The sequence below is a fragment of the Martinezella rhizogenes genome (genome assembly GCF_000799715.1).
In the GTDB taxonomy this organism is placed as follows: domain Bacteria; phylum Pseudomonadota; class Alphaproteobacteria; order Rhizobiales; family Rhizobiaceae; genus Rhizobium; species Rhizobium rhizogenes_C.
Genome location: NZ_JUHG01000017.1, coordinates 42,325 through 58,337, shown reverse-complemented (window position 1 = coordinate 58,337; position 16,013 = coordinate 42,325). Strand labels below are relative to the sequence as shown.

Sequence of the window (16,013 nt, the reverse complement as noted above, 5' to 3'; positions counted from 1 at the left end):
GATCTTATGACCAGCAGATGGAAATCAATCGGGCTCGCGGCCATCGTCGCCGGCCTCACCCTCACCGCAACCTATGCCGAGGCAGCCGGCGTGCTGACCATCGGCCGCCGCGAGGATTCGACCACGTTCGATCCGATCAAGACGGCGCAGAACATCGATAACTGGGTGTTCTCGAACGTCTATGACGTGCTGATCCGTGTTGACAAGACCGGCACCAAGCTCGAGCCCGGCCTAGCCGAAAGCTGGACCGCGTCCGAGGACGGCCTGACCTATGTCTTCAAGATCCGCGACGCGAAATTCTCCGACGGCTCGCCGCTGACCGCCGAGGACGCCGCCTTCAGCCTGCTGCGCATCCGTGACGACGCGGCTTCGCTCTGGAGCGACTCCTACAAGGTGATCGACACTGCGATTGCGACCGACCCGCGCACGCTGACGATCAAGCTCAAGCATCCCTCCGCACCCTTCCTGTCGACACTGGCGCTGCCGAACGCCTCCGTCATTTCCAAGAAGGGCATGGAGACGCTCGGCCCCGACGCCTATGCCGAAAAGCCGATCGGATCCGGCGCGTTCTCGGTTGAGGAATGGCGGCGCGGCGATCGCATCATCCTCAAGAAGAACCCTTATTTCTGGCAGGCCGACCGGGTGAAGCTCGACGGTGTCGAATGGATCTCCGTGCCGGATGACAATACCCGCATGCTGAACGTCCAGGCCGGTCAGCTCGATACGGCGATCTTCGTTCCTTTCTCTCGCGTGGCGGAGCTGAAGAAGGACCCGAACCTCAATGTCGACATCGACGCCTCGACGCGCGAAGATCACCTCCTGATCAACCACGCGCATGGCGAGCTCGGCAAGAAGGAAGTCCGCCAGGCCCTCGACCTCGCCATCGACAAGAAGGCGATCGTCGATGCCGTCACCTTCGGCCAGGGCACGGTCGCCAATTCCTACATTCCGAAGGGCGCGCTTTATCACTATGCCGACAACCTGCAGCGCCCCTACGATCCGGAAAAGGCCAAGAAGATGCTGGCGGGCGCCGGCGTTTCCAACCTGACGCTGACCTATCTTCTGCGCGCCGGCGACGAAGTCGACGAGCAGACGGCCGTGCTGGTGCAGCAGCAATTGCAGAAGGCCGGCATCACCGCCAACCTGCAAAAAGTCGATCCGAGCCAGGAATGGGATATGACGGTCGCCGGCGATTACGACATCTCCGTCAACTACTGGACCAACGACATTCTCGACCCGGACCAGAAGACCACCTTCGTGCTCGGCCACGACTCCAACAACAACTACTCGACCAATTACAAAGACGAAGCGGTGAAGGATTTGGTCGCCAAGGCTCGCCTGGAGCTCGATCCGAAGAAGCGCGAGCAGATGTATATCGATCTGCAGAAGATGGCGAAGGACGACGTCAACTGGATCGACCTCTATTACAGCCCCTATATCAACGTTTCGCGCAAGAACATTGAAAACTTCTATCAGAACCCGCTCGGCCGTTTCTTCCTGGAAGATACCGTCAAGAACTGAGGTCCAGCACTAAGTGTCTTTGCTCCGCCGCCCGATCAGCGGCGGAGCATTACCCATTTCGGTGGGGGAGGATCATGCCGCTCGTCAGGTCTGAGCGGCCATCTGCATGCTTGTCGAAAGTCTGTTACGACGAGGTGGGCACGTCGCCATGATCGACCCGGCGCGAGAATTCGGTTTCGATCCCCTTTGCCAGTTTGGCGGCCTGATCGATCCAGTCCTCGCGCTCGATGCGCCCCGGGAAGGCCATATAGCTGCCGACCCATTCGGCATTTGCCTCTGTCCAGGCCGCGATCTGGGCAAAGGTCCAGATGCCCAACTCGTTCAGCTTTTCCTCGTTGACATGACCGATGCCGGAGATGCGCTTCAGATTGTCCGGAGTGGCGGCCCCTTTCGCGGCGGACGGCGGGCGTTGACCGGGATGATCACCGGCGGCGGCGGGAGCAGCGGCCGACGCCGACGAAACAAAGCCCGATGACGCGGACGCATCACCCAGATCGGCCCGGCGCGAGACGTCGGTTCCAAGCCCTTTCGCCAGTTGTGCCGCCTGCCCGATCCAGTCCTCACGCTCAATACGCCCCGGGAAGGCCATATAGCTGCCGACCCATTCGGCATTTGCCGGCGTCCAGGCCGCAACCTGTTTGAAGGTCCAGATGCCCAGCTCGTTGAGCTTTCCCTCGTTGACGGGACCGACACCATCAATGAGCTTCAGATCGTCCAGGGAGGCCCCCCCTTTCGCGACGGCTGGCGGGCGCTGGCCGGGATGGAGGTGGTCGCCTGCGGGAGCGGCGGATACCGGTGCCGAGGCGGTTGCCCGCACCGGAGCGGGCGTTGACGTCGGAATAGGCGTGACGACCGGAGGCGGCGTCACCACGCGAGCCGTAGCCGTAGCCGGCGCCGGCGTAGGCACGGGTGCAGGTGCAGGTGCAGGTGCAGGTGACGGAGGCGTGACCCGCACCGGTGCGGGTTCCACAGCCACGGCAGGCTCGCTCGTCTCAATCTCCTCGCGCGAGCGAAAGCTTGCCAGCCAGCTACCGAGGAAGCAGCCGACAATATAGCTGCCGACGAACAGCAGCGCGGTTTCCAGGTAATGCCCCAGCAATCCGGGAAGCCATTTGAAGATGGCCACCACAAGGCCCACCAGGAACAGCAGGCTGAGCAGCTTGAACCAGCCCGGCCAGGCGTCCGGCCACCAGCCCTTGCCGGACCGCAGGAAAGTCGCAAAACCGACAATGCCCCCGAGCACCAGCGCAAGCAGCATCCAAGGCCAATAAGTCGAAAACAGATAGGTCATTGCTGCCTCCCTATTTGACAGAGAATTCGATACGGCGATTGAGCGCCTTGCCCTCATCAGTATCGTTCGATGCGACCGGACGCGACGAGCCGAGGCCGACTGCAGTCAACCGGCTCGCCGACACGCCTGCGTCCGTCAGATAGGTGACGACCGCCTTGGCGCGCTGTTCGGACAGGGCGACGTTTGCCGCCTCGTCTCCGCTCGAATCCGTGTGACCCGAAATCTCCACGGAATTGCCGGAGCACCGGCCGATCGTCGCGACGATCGTGTCCAGCACGCCGGACGATACCGTCGAGATCCGGGCCTTACCGGTATCGAAGTTGATCTTCGATTTGCTTAGGATCGTGTTGAGTAGCGATTGGCAATTCGGGGCATCGACTGCCGGAGCGGGCGCGCTGACGGCGATTTCGGTAGGCGCTGTCTTGAATCCCTCGGGTATTGCGGCGGCGAAGCTGTCCTGGATGCTCTTCACCGCGCCACTATAGAGCGCTTCGCCGGAGAGCTTCGCATCGGTGCTGGAAAGCGAGAACGATCCCTTGGCAAGACGCGACAGGGCGTTGAGCCCGCCGAGCGCGGCCGTTGCAAACCCATTTGGCGCGCCGGGAGCGGCTTTCAGCTGATCGCTGATCTCATCGCTGGAGAACAGGCTCTTGGCCGCATCGATGATCTTGCTGTGTGTGTCATCGTCGGGATAATTGCCTGAAAGCGTTAGTTTCCCCGCATCCCTCAAGGCATCGAAGCTAAAGGAGGGTGGCGCGAGCGCAGGTGTAACGGCGGGCGCCGTTGCCGCTGGAGTCGGCGTCGTTGCTGCAGGAGCGGCAACGGGAGCCGGAGCCGTGATATCGGTCTTTGCAAGCGTGAGACCCTGCGGCAATGTCTTGAGCGCGGTGGTGATCGCGTCATAGGCGTCGCGCGTGGCAGCCGTGCCCGAAATCCCGAAACCCGTATCGGATAGGGAGACGCTGCCTTTTTCAAGGCCGGCCAGTTGAGCCAGCCCGAACAGCACGCCACCATCGTAGCTGGCGGGCGCGCCGCTGGCATATTGCATCTCGTCCTTGATATCGGCGCCCGAGAAGGCCGTTTTCGCGGCGGAAACGATCTTGTCGCGCGTGGTCGGGTTCGGCACGTTGCCGCTCAGGACGACGCTTGAACCCTCATGGGAAATGCCCCAGTTGAAGGGCTTGGCGATATCAGGTTGCTTGGCGTCGACCAAAACCTTGCGGACACCCCAGACCTGATCCACGGTGCCGGCGACTTTTAAGGCTTCGTCGGGGGAAAATACAGTGCCGGAAACCGATACATCACGTCCCGACACGCTGAAGGCGGGATTCTCAATGGTCGTGCCCAAAGCCGAGGTGGACCTGCCGCCAAGATCACTGTTGATGGATTGTCCGGTAAAGATCGTGGCAAGAATCCAAAGAATCGCCAGGGGGATTAGTCCCCACCACCATTTCGAAGGCTGACTCATAGCTCCCCCCCCAATGACAGAACCCATATGGCACTATATAAGTTTTTGAGAATATACTTTAAATCATTATGCTCGCAACACAAATTGCATTCATCACATGTATTCCGTTACGAGGAATGACGTGCCGTTCACGACGAATAGGCATCAGGCGGCACTTATTTTTTTGCGGATAGGAAATTCAAATCCGCATCCAAAGCCCTTTGAGCCCACTTTTCCGGGAGATAAAATTGCAAACTGGCCTTCGGCTACAGTTTCGGGAACAGCGGCTCCGGGTACGCAATTAAGACGCGCCATGATGGTAAAAAAGACGTTTGCGACCGACAGCGCCGGTCGCTCCTACCAGATGAATGGAACGAACCGATAGCGCACGCGTCCGACATAAGCGTCATAGCCGCTCAACTCCGATCTCAGGGTACGCTCCTCATGGACCGCGCGCCAGCCGATCGCGATGATCAGCAGCGCGGAGAACAGCAGGGCCCACCAGGAGCCGAGCAGCAAGGGCACCCCGAGAAAGAGAAGTAGCACGCTGGCATACATCGGATGGCGCACGATCGCGTAAGGCCCCGTATCGATTACCTTCTGATCCGGTTGGATTTTTACCGACGGCGCGGCAAAGGCATTTTCATGAAACGTCCATGATGTGCCGAGCATATTGGCCACGAGGCCGAGGGCTCCGGCCACCTGAAGCCAGAACGGCACGGCCGTAAAGCCGGTGCGGGCCGCATCCCAGCCCATGAAACCCATCCAGCAGCAGAAGGCCAGGATGAATAAGCTCAGCCAGATACGATCCCAGATCTTCTGACCGCGCTGCAAAGGCGAGCCCATGCGCTCTCGCAGCAGGCTCGGACTATAGCGCGATAGCCAGAAAACCATGGCGAGACTGCCGATCGCAAACAGGCCGATCATGACCCACGCGCCGGGAAAGGCGAGCGTGCCGGCAGGCCAAAAAAGTAGCACGGCCATGAAGACCAGCCATGCCAGAAGCTGAAGCAGATAGGAAGTCATGATGCTCCTCGCTGGAGGAAACCTGCAGACGGCCGGAATCCGGAGGCGTAAAGGAAAAACGCAGGACTATTCATCGACCATCCCTCACACGCCTGGTCGAAGTCAATCGTTCAGCGACCGTGCGAGCTGCAAGTGCTTTTCCAGCACCGGCAATGTTTTCCTGGCAAGCGCCGACACCGGCCTGTCGCCCTCGCTCGCCTTCTCCTTGAAGGCGGCGATATCCTTTTCATGTTCGGAGACCATATACCCGACGAACGCCTTGTCGAAATCGGCGCCTGTCACGCGCTGCAAAGTATCGATCTCGCCTTGCGCTTCGGGGCTGACACCACTTACCACCTTGACCTCAAGATTGGCAGCAAGAGCGCTCGCGTCCTTCTTGCCTTGGCCATGATCGTTGATCAATATCTGCCCGAAGGAGCGCACACCATCGCTCGCTCCCTTCTGTACCGCCAGATGGCCGAGCGCAATTTCGGCATTATCACCCTTGATCGCATCGCTGAGGAATTGCTTGTCGCTCTGGGCAAGCGCAGCTGAAGCGGTCAGGCAACCGGCCGCCACCGCACTGACGAATATGACCTCGCGCCACATTTTTCCACCTCAAGTTTCTTGGCTTGCACCCATGAACAACAACTAATTCTACTGACTATTGTTCCAGCAAATTATGTGTTTTTCGACGATATCGCTCGGCACTCGCCGCAGTGATGTCAGAAGTCGAAAATGCTCAGACCCGTCGTCATTTCATCCAGTCCCAGCGGTCGAGTGACCGGTGGTTCGGCACGGGAAAGGCAGCCCTTGCGTTCGCACAGCCGACAGGCCGGCCCGATCAGGACCGGCGGCTGACCCGGCGACCCCGTCTGCCCATAGACGAGATTGCCGCCAACTGCGGTATCGCAGCCGAGCAGCAGCGCCGTTCGCCTCACCCGCTCACCAAATGGTGTCCTTGGACCTTCCTGCGTGCGCGCGATGGTCAGATATGTCGAACCGTCTGGCATCTCGACGGTCTCGGACAGGATCTGGCCCGGTTGCAGGAACGCGGCGTGAATATTGAGCTTCGGACAGCCCCCGCCAAATCCCGACCTCGGAAAGCCATGCGCGCCGATCTTTCGCAAGCGGTGACCGGCGGAATCGATCTCCATCAGAAAGAAGGGCACGCCGGACGCACCCAGCCGTTGCAGCATCGTCAGGCGGGTCGTCGCCTGCGTGAAAGAGACAGAAAAGCGCGCACACAGAATGTCGATGTCGTATCTGGCCGTCTGGGCAGCCTTGAGAAAGGGCGCATAAGGCATGGCAAGCGCCAGGGCGGCGAGACGACCAAGCTCGAAGCGAGCAATGCGCTTTGCCTCCGGCGTCGACAGGGGAAGGTCCCGCAGCTCCTCGCTGATCGCATGCTGCAGGGCAAGCGTTGCGACCTCGATGGCGATTTCATGCGCCTGGTCGGCGGGCGATAACCGTTCGGATATAAAGAGGCGCATCGAATGCCTGTCGAAGCGCCGGCGAAGATCGGGCATGACGTGTATAGGCAAGATGCGGACACTGATCCCGCGTTCGACGCGCAGCCACTCCTTCAAAGCGACGAGCAGATCATGCTCGGGCGAGAGGCTGGCGGTAAAATTCTCCGCCGCTGCCTCCAGACGCGAAAAATAAGCCGAGCGGCTCTCGAACACGTCGCGAACCTCGTCCGCCGGCAGACGAGCCCCGCCGATCGGCGGCATTGCTCCACTCTCCGTCGTCAATGTCATCAGGTCGGACAGGCGCGCGGCCTGCTCGCGATAGGCGCGATAGAGCTTGACCATACCGCTTGCCGCATTGGGCGCGATGTCGGCCAGCTCGATAAGCTCCTGATCGCCCGGCAGCTCACCCGCAAGAAGGGGGTCGGCGAAAACCTCCTTCAACTGGCTGAGACCATTGCCCGCCTCACTTCTAAGATCGTCAAGATCGATCTTGAAGGCGGCGCTGAGCTTGAGCAGCAGTTGCACGGTCAGCGGTCGCTGATTGCGCTCGATCAGGTTAAGATAGGACGGCGAAATCTCAAGCGCGTCCGCCATGGCGATCTGGGTCATGCCGAGCCCGTTGCGCACGCGCCGGACCTTCGGGCCTGCGAAAATCTTTCTCTCCACCATCTGGCCTCCTCCGCTCCAACCATATTTACAAAAATTGACAAAGTGACCCGCAGTCTTCGTCAAGGATTTGCAACGTGACCCTTTTCCAGGCGTCATTTGAAAGGTTTGACTGGCATTTCGCCGTCACTTTGTCGATCTTGTCAATGCGTCACTCAGCGACGAGCATTCTGTATGGAGGAAATCGTGACAGAATTTGACAAGTTGATCCGCAATATCCCGACCGGTCGTTTCGACGGCATCGAGCGCCCCTATTCCGCCGAGGATGTGAAGCGGCTGCGCGGTTCCGTGGAGCTTCGCTATTCGCTGGCCGAGATGGGCGCGAACCGGCTCTGGCAGCTTCTGCACAGCGAGGACTTCGTCAACGCGCTCGGCGCGCTCTCCGGCAACCAGGCCATGCAGATGGTCCGCGCCGGCTTGAAAGCGATCTATCTCTCTGGTTGGCAGGTCGCAGCCGATGCCAACACGGCGTCCGCCATGTATCCGGATCAATCGCTCTATCCGGCCAATGCTGGGCCGGAGCTTGCCAAGCGCATCAACCGCACGCTGCAGCGCGCCGACCAGATCGAAACCTCGGAAGACAAGGGGCTTTCCGTCGACAACTGGTTCGCCCCGATCGTTGCAGATGCGGAGGCAGGTTTCGGCGGGCCGCTCAATGCCTTCGAGATCATGAAGGCCTATATCGAAGCCGGCGTCGCGGGTGTTCATTTCGAGGATCAGCTCGCCTCGGAGAAGAAATGCGGCCATCTCGGCGGCAAAGTGCTGATCCCGACCGCGGCGCATATCCGCAACCTTAATGCCGCCCGGCTGGCGGCCGACGTCATGGGCGTGCCGACGCTGGTCATCGCTCGGACCGACGCCGAAGCGGCAAAGTTGCTGACCTCGGATATCGACGAGCGCGACCGGCCCTTCGTCGACTATGATGCGGGGCGCACGATCGAAGGCTTCTATCAGGTGCGCAACGGCATCGAGCCTTGCATCGCCCGTGCCGTCGCCTATGCGCCCCATTGCGATCTCATCTGGTGCGAAACGTCGAAGCCCGACCTCGAACAGGCGCGGCGCTTTGCCGAGGGCGTCCACAGGCATCATCCGGGCAAGCTTCTTGCCTATAATTGCTCTCCGTCCTTCAATTGGCGGAAAAACCTGGACGAGGCGACGATTGCCAAGTTCCAGCGCGAGCTCGGCGCCATGGGCTACAAGTTCCAGTTCATCACGCTTGCCGGCTTCCACCAGCTCAATTTCGGCATGTTCGAACTGGCGCGTGGCTACAAGGAGCGGCAGATGGCGGCCTATTCCGAGCTGCAACAGGCTGAATTCTCCGCCGAAAAGAACGGCTACACCGCCACCAAACACCAGCGCGAAGTCGGCACCGGTTATTTCGATGCCGTGTCACTCGCCATCAGTGGCGGCCTTTCATCGACCACTGCCATGAAAGCATCGACCGAGCACGAACAGTTTCGTCCGGCCGCAGAATAACCCGAAACTTAAGGAGGAAAACCATGGCTTCCATCGCACGCGTCCGCGAACGCGCGGAAGAACAATCGTCAAGCCTGTCGCCGGATCAGCAGAACACGATCCGCATGCTTGCAAACGATCTGCATCGCCTGAACCATTCGGTCATGAAAGCTGTCGAGGCCGGCGTCTCGGTCGAGCTCGTGCGCTCGGCACGCCATCATGGTGGCGACGGCAACTGGGGCGACCTGCTGCTCCCGGTCGTCATGGCCCGCAGCCGTCAAGGAGAACTCTGAGCATCGTCAAATCAGCAATCGCCATGGTATGTCCCCTCGGACCTGCCATGGCGTTTCTGTAACCGGATATCCTCATCCATTCCGGGGAGAGCGGCCGGTATCTGGATGCTCCGAGGCTCTCTGCCGGCCAAGCCAATAGGCCAGATCCGCCTCAGCCCGCTCAAGAGCGCTATGGTTCAGCAATTTGCGCAAGAACGCCACGGCCACGGCCCGCGCACGAAGATTGAATCGCCCACCATCGGCCTCGCCGCCGATAGACTGGTAAACATCGAGTTTCTCATAGAGCTGCTGCAGCCGGTTCTGCACGCTGCGGACCGATAGATTGCGCCGTTGTGCAATGGCTCGATCCGTCATGCCGAGCGCGATATCGATGAGGATCTCGTATTCGGCCTCGGTGAAGGCATTGGCATTTCCAATGCTCTTTTGCTGCATGCCGCGCACTTCGCGGTCGATCACGCATTGGCTTTCAATGAAGATGCTGCGCAGCGCCAGCCGCAGGCGATCGTCCGAGGCCGACTTCAGCACATAGCCATAGACCGCACCCTGCGGCACGATCCGCGACACACCGCGAACATAAGCCTCGTCGGAATAGTTCGACCAGAACAGTATCCGCGTTTCGGGCCGCTCTTTCCAGATGGTGCGGGCCGCCTCGATGCCGTTTCGTGGGCTCATCTGCAGATCCATGACGACGTGCGCCGATCTGAAATCGCGCGCCAGTCGTTCGCCAGCATTGCCGTTCTCCGCTTCCAGCACGGTGTCGCATTCGGGAAGGGCGGCGCGGACCGCTTCATTCAGATAAGAGCGATGAAGTGGATCGTCCTCGATGATCAGCACCTTCATGCCGCACCTCCCGCCGCCAGCGGCCGGCCTGCCAGCGTGACGCTCACACAGGTTCCGCCCTTGGGCCCTGCGGGCTTCGCGGCGAAACGCGCCGAAATCAGCCGTGCCCGGGTTTTCATATTCTCGATGCCGCCTCCCGATGGTTTGCGGGAGTGGGGCAAGCCGACGCCGTCATCATCGATTTCTATGGTCAGGGCACCGCCGGTGGCTCCCAGGCGAACGAGAATGCGGTTCGCCTGCGCGTGCCGGACGGCATTGTTGATCGCCTCCTGCGCGATGCGGAACAGGGCGATGCTGACGGACTGCTCCAGGCAATCGATGGCGCCGTTCGTTTCATCGGTCAATTTCCACTCCATGCCCGCACCGCTTTCCTGGATCGAGCGTTCCAGATGATTTTCGACCGCCTGGGCAAAGCCGAAAAGCTGGAGGACCGAGGGCTTGGCCTCCTCGATGATCTGACGAAGGTCGTGCATGCATTGCTGCAATCCACGAAACAGGGGCTCAAGCGCTTCGCCCGTGACATCGGGCGTGTGCGCCAGCCGCTCCATCCGCCGCGACAAGCGCGTAAGATCAGCCAAGGTCTGGTCGTGTAGATCCATGCCGATGCGCTGGCGCTCAGTCTCCAGAGCCTCGGTCAGCTTCAGCGCGCCCAACCGCAACCCCTCCTCCCGGGCCCGCGCCTCCGCCTCGACGATTGCCGACCGCTTTGCCTGCTCGGCGGCCCGGATGGCAAAGAAATACGGAGCCAGCAGATCGGCAATGGCGCGTGCATTCACCAAATCCTGTGTCCCGTAGGATCCGGTCTGGTGACTGGAGCAGCTTAGAGCGCCGATCACGGCTCCCTGCACCTTCAGAGGAACATGCAGGCGTCCCCTCAGCGACTGGCTGATGATCGGATGTGAAAAAGCACCTTGGAAGTGGAACCTCGGATCGTTGCAGGCGTCATCGGTCAACAGATGGTCGACCTCGCCCAAGAGCAGCGTGCGGATGGGGCTGTCGCTGACCGGAGCAGGGTAGCGCCTGCCCCAATCGGTCTCAATCCCGCTCTCATAGGCTATGTGATATTTCTCATCCACCATGATGATGCAGACATCGAAATGGTCGTAGGGGATGACATGGCTGATCTCGGCGGCGACGGAGCGGATGACCGAATGAAAATCGAGCTGCCCGGCCAGGAGCCTGGAAATGCTAAGATAATGGTCGAACACCGACCGAGGCTCTAACGTATGCAAGGCGGCCCTCCCAGGCAACGCGCCGACCTCTCCCCAGGCCAGTTGCGGAACGCGAAATCCGAAAGTCATTAAGCGCTGATCAGGATCGTTCGTCTTGCGGAAAGGCGCAATTTTTATGCGGAATCCCGCAACATCCGTCCCGTTAAGCGCCTGTACAACCGAAAGAATCTCGGACATCCTATTCTTACTGACAGGGGAACCTTCAGCGCAAATACTATTTTCGACCGTCGTTGAGGAGCGCGTTCGAAAAACATGGCCTGGGAGTGAGATTTAGGTCTTTTTGGGAGGAAAAACATGAATATCGTCAAGACACTTCTGGCATCCGTCGTGATCGCAACCGTTGCGACGCCGTTTGCCGCACTTGCAGACACATCGTCCAAGAAAATTGCCCTGTCCAACAATTATGCCGGCAATTCATGGCGTCAGGCCATGCTGACAAGCTGGCAGAAGGTGACGGGCGAAGCCGTGAAAGCCGGCGTGGTTGCCGCAGCCGATCCATTCACGACGGCGGAAAACCAGGCGACCGAACAGGCGGCGCAAATCCAGAACATGATCCTGCAGGGCTATGACGCCATCGTCATCGACGCGGCATCGCCAACGGCTCTCAACGGCGCCGTCAAGGAAGCCTGCGATGCCGGCATCACCGTCGTCTCCTTCGACGGCATCGTCACCGAACCTTGCGCCTGGCGCATCGCCGTCGACTTCAAGGGCATGGGCGCAAGCGAAGTCGAGTATCTGGCCAAGAAGCTTCCGAAGGGCGGCAATATCCTGGAAATCCGCGGCCTTGCCGGGGTCTCCGTCGATGACGAGATTTCGGCTGGCATTCACGAAGCCGTTGCGAAATACCCGCAGTTCAAGATCGTCGGCTCCGTGCATGGCGACTGGGCGCAGGATGTCGCCCAGCGCGCCGTTGCGGGCGTTCTGCCCAGCCTTCCCGAAGTCGCGGCGGTCGCGACGCAAGGCGGCGACGGCTATGGCGCCGCTCAGGCTTTTGCCGCGGCCAAACGCCCGATACCAACGATCGTCATGGGCAATCGTCAGGACGAACTGGCCTGGTGGAAAAAGGAAAAGGACGCAAGCGGCTATGAGACCATGTCGGTTTCCATCGCCCCCGGCGTCTCGACCCTCGCCTTCTGGGTCGCCCAGCAGATTCTCGACGGCAAGCCGGTGAAGAAGGATCTGGTCGTCCCGTTCCTGCGCATCGACCAGGACAATCTCGAAACCAACCTCGCCAATACCCAGCAAGGTGGCGTGGCCAATGTCGAATATTCGCTGGAAGACGCCCAGAAGGTCATCGCCACGGCCAAGTGAGCCAAGGCGTGCCGCCATTCAAGACCGGTGCCACTCTTGAGTGGCGCCGGTCGATGAGGAATTCTTGCTGGACCGATCCATGAATGCAGCCAAAGACAACAGGCCTATGAACGAGGATGCACAGACAAAGCCGGTTGTCTCCGCGCGCGGCGTCAAGGTGCAGTTCGGCGCCGTCAAGGCGCTGGATGGCACCGATCTGATCATCAATGCCGGTGAATGCATCGGGTTGGTCGGCCATAACGGTGCAGGCAAATCGACGATCGTCAACGTCCTCAACGGAAGCCTCAGCCCTCACGAGGGGGCCATTGCTTACAATGGCGACGAGACCGCACACGGCATCAACGCTGCACGCGGCCATGGCATCCGTTGCGTCTTTCAGGAACTGTCCCTTTCGCCGAACCTCACTATTGTCGAAAACATGCGGGTTGTGCATCGCGACCTCAGCGGATGGAACTGGCGCAGCCAAGCGGCCGGCATCGTCAGCGCCAAGCTTGACGAGATCTTTAGCGGCCACGGGATCGACGTGATGCACACCGTCGGCGAACTCTCGATTGCCGAGCGGCAGATGGTCGAGATCGCCATCGTCTTCTGCGCGGTCGGACACGAGCCCAAGCTGGTCATCCTCGACGAGCCGACATCGTCGCTCGATGCGGGGCTTGCGGCGCAGCTCATGGCCTATGTGCGCAAATATGTCGACGCCGGCGGCGCCGTGCTGCTGATCTCCCATATTCTCGGTGAGATCCTGACGACCTCCGACCGCATCGTCGTCATGAAAGACGGCAAGGTCGTCGCCGACCGCGCGGCAAAGGAATTTTCGACCCACAGCCTCGTCCAGGCGATGGGCAGCGTGGTCAAGGACCGGGATGTCGACCGCAACAAGACTAGAGCCGCCGACACATCGCCGATCCTTTCCCTGCCTGCCAGAGGCGGCAAGGGCCTTCCCTTCACGGCCTACAAGGGCGAAGTGATCGGCCTTGCCGGTCTCGGTGGTCACGGCCAGACGGACATGCTGCTCGAACTCTATCGAGCGCTCAGCAGCGACTGGCTGCCGGGAAGACACGGACGCATCGCCTTCGTTGCCGGCGACCGCAGCCTGAACGGAACCTTTCCTCTCTGGAGCATCCTGAAGAACCTCAGCATCGCTTCGCTCACCGATCTGTCGGAGAAATTCCTGGTCAACAGAGCCCGCGAAGACGGGCTTGGCGGCGACTGGAAGAAGCGGATCGAAATCCGCACGCCCGACATGACGAACGGCATCCTGTCGCTCTCGGGCGGCAATCAGCAGAAGGTTCTCTTTGCTCGCGCGCTGGCGACGGCATCGTCCCTGGTGCTGATGGACGATCCGATGCGCGGCGTCGATATCGGCACCAAGCAGGAGGTCTACAACATCCTGCATCACGAAGCGGCCGGCGGGCGGACATTCATCTGGTATTCGACCGAGATGGACGAGATCCGGCTTTGCGACCGCGTCTATGTGTTTCGCAGTGGGGCCATCGTTTCGGAACTCGTTGGCGATGCCATTACGGAGGAAAATGTGCTGGCAGCCTCGTTCTCTGGAGAAGACGCATGATCCGCATTTCGCCCAGTATGGTGCGGCTGCTCGTTCCGGCACTTTCACTCGTCGTCCTGCTGGTCGCAGTCTTCTATCTGCAGCCGCGCGCCATGAGCTATATCGGGCTCAATCTCCTGTTCAATCTGGCCGTACCGATTGCGCTCGCAACCATTGCCCAGATGATGATCATGTCCGTCAACGACCTCGATCTGTCGATGGGGACCTTCGTCAGTTTCGCTGCCTGTGTGGCAGCAACCTACCTGCAATCCTCCCCCTTGCTCGGCATTCTGATCCTCGCGGCGGCCATCGCCGCCTATGCCGTCATCGGCGTCGTCATCTATGTCAGGGATCTGCCGTCGATCGTGGTGACGCTCGGCATGAGCTTCGTCTGGAGCGGTCTCGCCGTGCTGCTGTTACCGGCACCGGGTGGCGAAGCGCCCACATGGGCGCGCTGGCTGATGACCTCGAAACCGCCATTAGTCCCGATGGCGATCGTCGCCAGTGTCGTCATCGCCCTTGTCTCGCATTTCGTCGTCATGCGCTCCGCCTTCGGCGTCCTGATCCGCGGCGTCGGCGGCAACCAGCGCTCGGTGCAGCGCGCCGGATGGTCGATCCTCGTCCTTCGCGCCGCGGCCTATGGGCTCGCCGGTCTCTTTGCGGTGCTGTCGGGCATTGCGCTTGTCGGCCTCACCACTTCGGCGGACGCCAACATTGCGCTGCGTTACACACTGTTGTCGATCGCCGGCGTCATCCTCGGCGGCGGTGAATTCACCGGCGGCCGCATCTCGCCGATCGGCGCAGTCATCGGTGCGTTGACGCTGACGCTCGCGGGCTCATTCCTGTCTTTCCTCCGGATTTCGCCGGACTGGCAGATCGGAGCGCAAGGCGCCATCCTCATCGTCGTGCTTGCTCTGCGTCTCTTCCTCAACCGTCTTGAAAAGCGGGGGAACCGCGCATGAACGCCCTTCGCGCACTCCACCGCAAACCCTGGATCTGGTCCTTTGCCGCGACGCTCGCCGTGTGGAGCCTGACCGTCCTGTTCACGGGCGGCGCCAGCTCTCTCGGCCTGTCGCAGGCAGCACTCACCTTCGCAGCCTTTTCCGTCATCGTCGGCATCGGCCAGATGTTCGTCATCACGCTTGGACCTGGCAACATCGACCTCTCCGTTCCCGCAACGATGACGCTCGCCGGAACCGTAGCGCTGAAGCTGATGAATGTCGAAGACGGCATGATCGTGCCCGGCCTTCTGATTTCCATCCTGATCGGCCTCGGTATCGGCATCGGCAACTATGCCCTGATCAAGCTTCTGCGCATCCCGCCGATCATCGCGACGCTGTCGATGAGCTTCATCGTGCAATCCACCGCGATCTGGAGCAATCGCGGCCTGCGCATCAAGCCGCCGGAGCAACTGGCCGACTTCACCGTGTCGAGCCTCGTCGGCATCCCGAACATCGCCATCGTCGCCTTTCTGCTCTCCGTGCTTGCCTGGATACTGCTGGAAAAGACCATCTATGGCCGCTGGATCTCGGCCATCGGTCAGAGCATGTTCGCGGCCCGCATGGCCGGTATCCCCGTCGATGGCACCCGGCTGGCAACCTATATCCTCTGCGCCATCCTCGCCTCGATCTGCGGCTATCTCCTCGCCAGCTTTTCCGGCGGCGCCGCCCTTAACATGGGCTCGGAATATCTGCTGATGTCGATTGCCGTTGTCATCATCGGTGGAACGGCGGTGGCGGGTGGGGATTCGAACGTGCCGGGCATCTGGGGTGCGTCGCTCTTCATGTTCCTCGTCGTGTCGATGCTGAACACCTATGGTTTCGGCGCGGGCTCGCGGCTTATCCTTACCGGCTTCATCATCATCGCCGTCATTCTGATGGCCGGCGGGCGGCCGCTCGGCGGGCGCTGAGACTCTTTTCGACATCCAAGCA

Annotated in this window: 14 protein-coding genes; 7 read left to right on the top strand and 7 right to left on the bottom strand. The window is 60.7% G+C overall.

Annotated features, from left to right (window positions below):
• Window positions 1-6: 6 nt before the first annotated feature.
• Complete coding sequence (locus EX00_RS24670; RefSeq protein WP_047463999.1) at window positions 7-1,521, top strand: ABC transporter substrate-binding protein; 1,515 nt, start codon at window positions 7-9, stop codon at window positions 1,519-1,521.
• Between the two features lie 124 nt (window positions 1,522-1,645).
• On the opposite strand, the gene EX00_RS24665 is transcribed toward EX00_RS24670, so the two are convergent.
• The 5 genes from EX00_RS24665 to EX00_RS24645 all read right to left on the bottom strand — a co-directional run bounded on the left by EX00_RS24665 (window position 1,646) and on the right by EX00_RS24645 (window position 7,405).
• Window positions 1,646-2,812, bottom strand: coding sequence for an NADH-ubiquinone oxidoreductase subunit E (locus EX00_RS24665; protein ID WP_047463997.1), 1,167 nt, complete (start codon window positions 2,810-2,812; stop codon window positions 1,646-1,648).
• Window positions 2,813-2,822: 10 nt separating this feature from the next.
• Window positions 2,823-4,280 carry an OmpA family protein gene (locus tag EX00_RS24660; protein ID WP_047463995.1) on the bottom strand — a complete coding sequence of 486 codons (1,458 nt, stop codon included), beginning with the start codon at window positions 4,278-4,280 and terminating at the stop codon, window positions 2,823-2,825.
• A 336-nt stretch (window positions 4,281-4,616) separates the two neighbouring features.
• Window positions 4,617-5,285: a methyltransferase family protein gene (locus EX00_RS24655; protein ID WP_052210941.1), complete on the bottom strand. Its 669-nt coding sequence runs from the start codon at window positions 5,283-5,285 to the stop codon at window positions 4,617-4,619.
• Between the two features lie 102 nt (window positions 5,286-5,387).
• Window positions 5,388-5,873: a DUF4142 domain-containing protein gene (locus EX00_RS24650; protein ID WP_047463991.1), complete on the bottom strand. Its 486-nt coding sequence runs from the start codon at window positions 5,871-5,873 to the stop codon at window positions 5,388-5,390.
• Window positions 5,874-5,989: 116 nt separating this feature from the next.
• A complete protein-coding gene (locus EX00_RS24645) occupies window positions 5,990-7,405 on the bottom strand; it encodes a helix-turn-helix domain-containing protein (protein WP_047463989.1) in 1,416 nt (471 codons plus the stop codon).
• Window positions 7,406-7,576: 171 nt separating this feature from the next.
• Here EX00_RS24645 and aceA point away from each other — a divergent pair, with 171 nt between their 5' ends.
• On the top strand, window positions 7,577-8,878 hold the full coding sequence (gene aceA, locus EX00_RS24640) for an isocitrate lyase (protein WP_162184556.1): 1,302 nt from the start codon (window positions 7,577-7,579) through the stop codon (window positions 8,876-8,878).
• A 23-nt stretch (window positions 8,879-8,901) separates the two neighbouring features.
• Window positions 8,902-9,150 (top strand): SMc00767 family acetate metabolism repressor, encoded by a 249-nt coding sequence (locus EX00_RS24635; protein WP_007697455.1) that lies wholly within the window; start codon window positions 8,902-8,904, stop codon window positions 9,148-9,150.
• 72 nt (window positions 9,151-9,222) lie between these two features.
• Here the strand turns inward: EX00_RS24635 and EX00_RS24630 are convergent, their stop codons facing one another.
• Together EX00_RS24630 and EX00_RS24625 are read right to left on the bottom strand one after the other, a co-directional pair.
• On the bottom strand, window positions 9,223-9,990 hold the full coding sequence (locus tag EX00_RS24630) for a response regulator transcription factor (protein ID WP_047463987.1): 768 nt from the start codon (window positions 9,988-9,990) through the stop codon (window positions 9,223-9,225).
• Window positions 9,987-11,222 carry a GAF domain-containing sensor histidine kinase gene (locus EX00_RS24625; protein WP_047464476.1) on the bottom strand — a complete coding sequence of 412 codons (1,236 nt, stop codon included), beginning with the start codon at window positions 11,220-11,222 and terminating at the stop codon, window positions 9,987-9,989. Before EX00_RS24625 ends, EX00_RS24630 begins: the two co-directional genes overlap by 4 nt.
• 294 nt (window positions 11,223-11,516) lie before the next feature.
• Here EX00_RS24625 and EX00_RS24620 point away from each other — a divergent pair, with 294 nt between their 5' ends.
• From EX00_RS24620 to EX00_RS24605, 4 genes are all read left to right on the top strand, one after another.
• Window positions 11,517-12,533 carry an ABC transporter substrate-binding protein gene (locus tag EX00_RS24620; RefSeq protein WP_047463985.1) on the top strand — a complete coding sequence of 339 codons (1,017 nt, stop codon included), beginning with the start codon at window positions 11,517-11,519 and terminating at the stop codon, window positions 12,531-12,533.
• A gap of 79 nt (window positions 12,534-12,612) precedes the next feature.
• On the top strand, window positions 12,613-14,103 hold the full coding sequence (locus EX00_RS24615; RefSeq protein ID WP_155294130.1) for an ATP-binding cassette domain-containing protein: 1,491 nt from the start codon (window positions 12,613-12,615) through the stop codon (window positions 14,101-14,103).
• Window positions 14,100-15,044 (top strand): ABC transporter permease, encoded by a 945-nt coding sequence (locus tag EX00_RS24610; protein WP_047463984.1) that lies wholly within the window; start codon window positions 14,100-14,102, stop codon window positions 15,042-15,044. The genes EX00_RS24615 and EX00_RS24610 overlap by 4 nt, the downstream gene beginning before the upstream one ends.
• A complete protein-coding gene (locus EX00_RS24605) occupies window positions 15,041-15,991 on the top strand; it encodes an ABC transporter permease (RefSeq protein ID WP_047463982.1) in 951 nt (316 codons plus the stop codon). Before EX00_RS24610 ends, EX00_RS24605 begins: the two co-directional genes overlap by 4 nt.
• The last annotated feature ends 22 nt before the right edge of the window (window positions 15,992-16,013 follow it).

Excerpts from the sequence above, each read along its gene's own strand:
- EX00_RS24645 (WP_047463989.1), bottom strand. The coding sequence starts at position 7,405 with ATGGTGGAGAGAAAGATTTTCGCAGGCCCGAAGGTCCGGCGCGTGCGC.
- EX00_RS24660 (WP_047463995.1), bottom strand. The coding sequence starts at position 4,280 with ATGAGTCAGCCTTCGAAATGGTGGTGGGGACTAATCCCCCTGGCGATT.
- EX00_RS24605 (WP_047463982.1), top strand. The coding sequence starts at position 15,041 with ATGAACGCCCTTCGCGCACTCCACCGCAAACCCTGGATCTGGTCCTTT.
- EX00_RS24665 (WP_047463997.1), bottom strand. The coding sequence starts at position 2,812 with ATGACCTATCTGTTTTCGACTTATTGGCCTTGGATGCTGCTTGCGCTG.
- EX00_RS24620 (WP_047463985.1), top strand. The coding sequence starts at position 11,517 with ATGAATATCGTCAAGACACTTCTGGCATCCGTCGTGATCGCAACCGTT.
- aceA (WP_162184556.1), top strand. The coding sequence starts at position 7,577 with ATGGAGGAAATCGTGACAGAATTTGACAAGTTGATCCGCAATATCCCG.
- EX00_RS24610 (WP_047463984.1), top strand. The coding sequence starts at position 14,100 with ATGATCCGCATTTCGCCCAGTATGGTGCGGCTGCTCGTTCCGGCACTT.
- EX00_RS24615 (WP_155294130.1), top strand. The coding sequence starts at position 12,613 with ATGAATGCAGCCAAAGACAACAGGCCTATGAACGAGGATGCACAGACA.
- EX00_RS24670 (WP_047463999.1), top strand. The coding sequence starts at position 7 with ATGACCAGCAGATGGAAATCAATCGGGCTCGCGGCCATCGTCGCCGGC.
- EX00_RS24630 (WP_047463987.1), bottom strand. The coding sequence starts at position 9,990 with ATGAAGGTGCTGATCATCGAGGACGATCCACTTCATCGCTCTTATCTG.
- EX00_RS24650 (WP_047463991.1), bottom strand. The coding sequence starts at position 5,873 with ATGTGGCGCGAGGTCATATTCGTCAGTGCGGTGGCGGCCGGTTGCCTG.
- EX00_RS24655 (WP_052210941.1), bottom strand. The coding sequence starts at position 5,285 with ATGACTTCCTATCTGCTTCAGCTTCTGGCATGGCTGGTCTTCATGGCC.
- EX00_RS24635 (WP_007697455.1), top strand. The coding sequence starts at position 8,902 with ATGGCTTCCATCGCACGCGTCCGCGAACGCGCGGAAGAACAATCGTCA.